The following is a 6000-nucleotide window of genomic DNA, read 5'->3' on the forward strand; positions in this document are numbered from 1 at the left end:
AACAAATAAAATTGATAAGATTATTTTTAACTTATGTTATCGCATATTTATAAAACATTAAAAACGATAGCCTAAGGATAATTGGATACTATTTAGTCTAATATTATGTTTGTTTGACTCAGTATCTGAATGTAAATAGCCAAGATTAATGCCTACATTTTTTCTAAGGCTATAATCAATACCCGCTTGAAACATCACATTGGTGGTGTCGACGATAATGGTATCGGTTACCGCAACGCCTGAATAACTTTTATCAACTCGATATTTTAATTTTTTAGGCCCCATTTGGGCGTAGATAGCCAAAGAAGGTGTAATTCGATACGTTGGGCCTATTAATAATGCAGAAACCTTTGCATGTTCATCTTTTGTGCCTAGCTTAAGTGAGCTAGCGTCTATAAAATGGCTTTGATGTGTTGACTTGATATGCAGTAATGAAAGTAACATTCCCCAGTGAATATCGGATCCATAGTGATAACTTATTATTGCACCATTTGCTTTGTGGTTTTTTATTTTTCCATATATGTAACCGCCATAAATTGCCTGATTATTCTCAAAAGCATGTAGTGATGGAGAGAAAGGTAAAATAAAGCTTATAAATAAAATAAGATTTTTTTTCATTATCGCGTATCTAATTTGTTGGAGATGGCGATATTTTTAGTGAGTTAATAACATATTTCAAGTTAATTTCTTTGGAATGATTCTTAAAAAAAACTAGCATTCTTATTGAGTTAAAAGAAATTATTTTGGTATTAATAGAAGGGTAATTACTATAATTTTAGATAATATAAGATATTTTATAAATAATCGTTATTATTATTGGATCTTATTTATAATTTATAGCTAAAGGAAAGCGTAATAATAGCGAAATAAACAATGGATCCGAAAATCCATTGTTTAGCTAGTGAGTTACTTACTTTTTATCTAAGATCTCAACCAGTGTATATTTGATGCTTGGTGCATCCGCAGGAGGATTAGGAATATCTGTAACTTTGACTTTTACTTTGTACTGCGTTCCCGCTTGGTAATCAAATCCTTCGATATTTTGATAGAAGAGAGACCATTCACCAGCAGGTAATTCTTTTACTTTCATGCATTTCATTGGCGCAACACCAACACAATCATAAAGCTGAGAGTCAATAAGTAGTGTTTTTGTCGAATCGTTCATAACTTGGGTGTTGGTTCCTGTCGCTGTATTGCATCCTGCTAAAAGTAAAAATAAAGGAATGGTGAGAAACTTTTTCATATTAGTAGCCTTATTTCAGGGGCGACAAATTAATTAAATATTTGCGTTTATTTTAAGTAAATTTCATTTTTATGACTAATATCTAGTGCTAATCGATAACCTAAATATAGGCATATATTGAAAAATCTATCATAACCTAATAATTAATGCTTATTTTAGTGTAAAAATCTTAAAGTAGAAAATATTTTACTCAATAATGTTGTTGTAGATGGAAGGATGTGATGGCGTTAATCTAGGCTAAATAGTGGCTTGATTTAACCTCTTGCAACATAATCAAATAAAGGCAATATTATTGATTGTTTACATGATTTTAGAAAAAAGCATAAAATTATATTTTAAATGATGGTATCAAGGAGGACGAATAATGAAAAGTGTCAATAACGCTATAATCGAAGATTCTGATGCTATCTATATGGCTCAGCTTAATGGGCATGGCGGAATTATGCCGATCACGGCTAATAGCATAGCAAGTAATGAAAGGCCTTTTTGGGTTCATCTCGATTATCGTAAACCCAAAAGTGATCAGTGGATTAATCAGACTGAGTTACTTCCTCCTATCGCAAAAGATGTGCTTTTAGCTGAAAATGTTCGACCTAAGGCACAGCGTATCGGGGAAGGGGTTATTATTAATTTGCAAACGATTAATAACAACCCCGATGATCGGCCGGATGAACTGATTGCGTATCGTATTTATATTAATGGTCAAATGATTATTTCGAGCCGACATCGTCGCGTTAATTCCGTTGATTCGGTGATCCACTCTTTAGAAGTGGGTGATGGTCCAGAAAATAGTGGTAGTTGGTTGATCACTATGGCCGATGCAGTGACAGATGAAATAGGTGATTTTGTTGAAACACTTCATGACCAATTAATTGAGTTGGAAGATATGATCCTCGATCAGCAAATTCCGGCTCGAGGTGAATTGGCATTGCTACGTAAGCAACTGATTGTGTTACGTCGTTATATGGCGCCACAACGTGATGTATTCTCCCGACTCTCTATCGAAAAATTACCTTGGATGAGCGACAGTGATCGCATTAGCTTGGTTGAAATATCAGAACGTCTCTCGCGTCGATTAGAAGATTTAGATAGTAGTATTTCTCGTACAGCCGTTATTGCTGATGAAATTACTTCAATGATGGCAGATGCGATGAACAGGCGAACATATACCATGTCATTAATGGCGATGCTATTTTTGCCCACGACCTTTTTGACAGGACTATTTGGGGTTAATTTAGGGGGGATCCCCGGTAATGAATTTCCTTATGGCTTTGCTATATTTTGCTTTTCACTGTTTTTCTTGATTGTGATTGTTGCTTGGTGGTTAAAGCGTAGTAGGTGGTTGTGAAATTTCAGCAAATTAATCGTAACTAAATGGATTTAAAAAAGAATTCTCTAACTCTGTTTGAGATATATCAATTTTTTAAATGCCAACATCTGGCATTATAACTCTCGCAGGTGAATACAACGTTGAGCGATGAACGTTGTGCTCCATAATTGTAGTTTTTCTCATATTGAGTTCTTAATACAGAATAATTGACCATTATTACACCGATGTTAAATAAACATCGGTTTTTTTTTGCTTATTATTCTCGTCATAAGTAAAGCATATTAAACCCCAGCGCAACGACGATGGTTTGCTAGGGATAATACTGGCTATGCTTATTTTACCTCAACAACATCCAATCTAGCTTGGCTAAAATCAGGACGCTCATCTTCATCATTGGAAAGAATAGGGCTTGTTGGAATATCATCCTTATCAAATGCTAGATCACCGCCGTTAATAATCTCATCACCCTGTTTGATATTAGCAAAGTCAAATAATTGGGTATCACATAGATGCGACGGAACAATATTTTGGGTTGCCCTAAACATGGTTTCAATGCGCCCAGGGTAACGTTTATCCCAATCTCTTAGCATCTCTTTGATCACTTGGCGTTGCAAGTTAGGTTGAGAGCCACAAAGATTACAGGGAATAATAGGGAAATTTTTTGCTTGAGCAAAACGCTCAATGTCTTTTTCTCGGGCATAAGCCAATGGACGAATAATGATATGTTTTCCGTCATCACTCATTAATTTAGGTGGCATGCCCTTTAGCTTTCCACCATAAAACATGTTCAGAAACAGCGTTTCTAAAATATCATCACGATGGTGACCTAAAGCAATTTTTGTTGCCCCAACTTCGGTGGCTGTACGGTATAAAATACCACGACGTAAGCGAGAGCAAAGTGAACAGGTGGTTTTACCTTCTGGAATGATCTCTTTTACAATACCGTAAGTATTCTCTTCAACAATTTTATACTCTACACCCAGTTGCTCAAGATATTCAGGTAAAATATGCTCAGGGAAGCCCGGTTGTTTTTGATCTAAATTAACGGCAATTAAGGAAAATTGTATTGGCGCGCTTTTTTGCAAATTCATTAAGATAGATAGGAGAGTATAGCTATCTTTCCCGCCAGAAAGGCACACCATGATTTTATCGCCATCTTCAATCATATTAAAATCAGCGATAGCTTGCCCAACGTTACGGCGTAAGCGTTTTTGTAATTTGTTAAAATTATATTGCTCTTTTGGGATGCTCATTTTTTACGGTTCTATATCGTTGCTAAGGTTTTTTAACTTACTTTAAAGAGGTTTTCTGCTTTATTTTCAATTTGTTGCGTGAGGTGCTTTATCGGAATAACATAATATCTATGCGTTTAAACGAATAAAGCTAAAAAGCAAAATTTAATTACCACTTATTGCAAGGAAATGATAAGCCGACAATGATAACAGAAGCATAGCGCATTTCGAAACTGCTAAGTAAAATAATCGCCACCCTGTGGGGCTGACTTACTGACCAAGATAGTAACGGGGAAATTAGCGATTACTATAAAGATAATCGCTATTGATAACAACAGCCTCTTATTTAAGTCACGAAAGGACGTCTATTTAAGAGGAGAGTGTGGCAAGTTTGGTAGCAAACCCCATAAAAAATAGCCCAACAATACCATTTCCCAGTTTAGCGATATTTTTACGTGAACCGAAGAAACGCGCCAATGCTACACCACCAAAAATAAGAAAAGAGAGATAAACAAAGCTAAATGCTTCAAGCATAGAAGCTAAGATCAAGTAGGATAAACCAGTATGTGCATAGTTAAAGTCGATAAATTGCACAAAAAAGGAGATATAAAACAAAATCGCTTTGGGGTTGGTTAAGCTTAATGTTAATGCCTTACGAAATACATGCTCTTGAATACAGTTTGTCTCAGTATGGCTTTGCTTTTTGGCAAAGAAGTTAGCATGAATAATTTTGATACCGAGATAGAGTAGATAAAAAGCACCTAAGAAACGGACAATAGTAAAAAGCACAGGAGAGGCTTTAATAACTGATGCCACACCGATAAATGCTAAGAAAATTAAGATAGCATCGCCAATAAAAACCCCTAATGCGGCTCGATAACCTGCACCAACTCCTCTTGATGCACTGGTTTTAAGCACATAAAGGGAATTAGGGCCGGGGACGATAATAATAAAGAACATACCCGCAAGATATGTCCAAATATTGAGCACTCCAAATTGTTCAAGCCACACAGTAACCCCCATACTTTTACTGTACATGATATAAACGTTGACCTGTTATTATATAAAGAGAAACAGAAAAATTTAAACGCCTATTTTTATACACTTTTAGCATAATTATTCGTAAATAATGATTTTTATACAGAAAGTAAGTTGTTTTTTAGTAGAAAATAGGGGGGAAGATCATCGTGATACAGAACAAAAGTGAATAGGGTAAATATTATCTTAAAAAGTAGAGTTTATCTTATTGATTTATCTATTTTTATCAAAAATAATAGCAACGTATACACTTGCATATAAAACTAAGGAAATAGATCATGGCAACCACTTTTCTACCTATTGGTCTTTTTGGGCCATTAAACCCTATTGGTTTGGGCGGTATTATGTTTGAATTTTTCTATTATTTTTAATCATAATATAACCTCTATAATAGTAAATAGTAGCTCATCACCATTCTATATTAATAGTAAGGGATATTTATGATAAAGGTTATTGCAGAAGATTTTATTAAATCAGGATCAATAGAAACGGTCTTACCACTTTACCAAGAATTGGTGAAAGCTAGCCAACAAGAAGCACGTTGTATTAGCTATGATTTATTTGTTGATGAGAAAGATCCCGGTCACTTTATTTTTATTGAATCATGGCCAAATAAAGAAGCATTAGATATTCATTGTAATAGTGAACATTTTCGTCGCATCATTCCGATGATTAAACAATATACAAAAGCAGAGTCAAAAATCACTTTAGTCAATAGTGTATTTGATAAAAATATAGATTAATCATTTTATGTCTATATTTTAACGTATTAATAAATAATATATTAATTGGGGCCGCATTATTTATTGCGGCCTTGTTATATGTTGTGAACTATATTGAATAAAGCTCTAAAGGTAAGCCATCGGGATCTTGAAAAAAGGTAAAACGTTTTTGGCTACTAGGATCAATACGTATTGGCTCACATTGAATATTGTTTTGTTGTAAATAAGCAACTGAAGCATCAAGATCGTCCACTGCAAATGCCACATGGCGTAGACCACGTGCTTCTGGGTAACTTAAACGTGCTGGCGCATCTGGGAAGCTAAATAATTCAATTTGGTAGACTGTACCTAACGCAAGCTCAGCTTTCCAAGATTGTATTTCTTCACGGTATTTTTCATTTAATAGGGTAAGCCCCAGTATTTGACAATAAAAAT

Annotated in this window: 7 protein-coding genes; 2 read left to right on the forward strand and 5 right to left on the reverse strand. The window is 34.7% G+C overall.

Annotated features, from left to right (window positions below; genetic code table 11):
- Positions 1–57 precede the first annotated feature (57 nt).
- Complete coding sequence (locus AACU95_RS10505; RefSeq protein ID WP_004243090.1) at positions 58–618, reverse strand: outer membrane beta-barrel protein; 561 nt, start codon at positions 616–618, stop codon at positions 58–60.
- A 292-nt stretch (positions 619–910) separates the two neighbouring features.
- Positions 911–1243 (reverse strand): DUF4377 domain-containing protein, encoded by a 333-nt coding sequence (locus AACU95_RS10510; protein WP_004248145.1) that lies wholly within the window; start codon positions 1241–1243, stop codon positions 911–913.
- Between the two features lie 364 nt (positions 1244–1607).
- On the opposite strand from AACU95_RS10510, the gene zntB reads away from it, so the two are divergent.
- On the forward strand, positions 1608–2591 hold the full coding sequence (gene zntB / locus AACU95_RS10515) for a zinc transporter ZntB (protein ID WP_012367976.1): 984 nt from the start codon (positions 1608–1610) through the stop codon (positions 2589–2591).
- A gap of 314 nt (positions 2592–2905) precedes the next feature.
- On the opposite strand, the gene ttcA is transcribed toward zntB, so the two are convergent.
- Positions 2906–3826: a tRNA 2-thiocytidine(32) synthetase TtcA gene (gene ttcA / locus AACU95_RS10520; protein ID WP_049219573.1), complete on the reverse strand. Its 921-nt coding sequence runs from the start codon at positions 3824–3826 to the stop codon at positions 2906–2908.
- A 348-nt stretch (positions 3827–4174) separates the two neighbouring features.
- On the reverse strand, positions 4175–4843 hold the full coding sequence (leuE, locus tag AACU95_RS10525) for a leucine efflux protein LeuE (RefSeq protein WP_004243084.1): 669 nt from the start codon (positions 4841–4843) through the stop codon (positions 4175–4177).
- Between the two features lie 440 nt (positions 4844–5283).
- Here leuE and AACU95_RS10530 point away from each other — a divergent pair, with 440 nt between their 5' ends.
- Positions 5284–5586 (forward strand): putative quinol monooxygenase, encoded by a 303-nt coding sequence (locus AACU95_RS10530; RefSeq protein ID WP_062814284.1) that lies wholly within the window; start codon positions 5284–5286, stop codon positions 5584–5586.
- A gap of 88 nt (positions 5587–5674) precedes the next feature.
- On the opposite strand, the gene AACU95_RS10535 is transcribed toward AACU95_RS10530, so the two are convergent.
- A partial coding sequence (locus tag AACU95_RS10535; RefSeq protein ID WP_161737057.1) for a VOC family protein occupies positions 5675–6000 on the reverse strand: 326 nt, incomplete at its 5' end.

It is taken from the genome of Proteus sp. G4415, assembly GCF_963896075.1.
GTDB lineage: Bacteria > Pseudomonadota > Gammaproteobacteria > Enterobacterales > Enterobacteriaceae > Proteus > Proteus mirabilis.

What these genes read in the sequence shown, in the direction of transcription:
- AACU95_RS10505 (WP_004243090.1), bottom strand. Translation starts at nt 618, where the DNA reads ATGAAAAAAAATCTTATTTTATTTATAAGCTTTATTTTACCTTTCTCT.
- AACU95_RS10510 (WP_004248145.1), bottom strand. Translation starts at nt 1,243, where the DNA reads ATGAAAAAGTTTCTCACCATTCCTTTATTTTTACTTTTAGCAGGATGC.
- zntB (WP_012367976.1), top strand. Translation starts at nt 1,608, where the DNA reads ATGAAAAGTGTCAATAACGCTATAATCGAAGATTCTGATGCTATCTAT.
- ttcA (WP_049219573.1), bottom strand. Translation starts at nt 3,826, where the DNA reads ATGAGCATCCCAAAAGAGCAATATAATTTTAACAAATTACAAAAACGC.
- leuE (WP_004243084.1), bottom strand. Translation starts at nt 4,843, where the DNA reads ATGTACAGTAAAAGTATGGGGGTTACTGTGTGGCTTGAACAATTTGGA.
- AACU95_RS10530 (WP_062814284.1), top strand. Translation starts at nt 5,284, where the DNA reads ATGATAAAGGTTATTGCAGAAGATTTTATTAAATCAGGATCAATAGAA.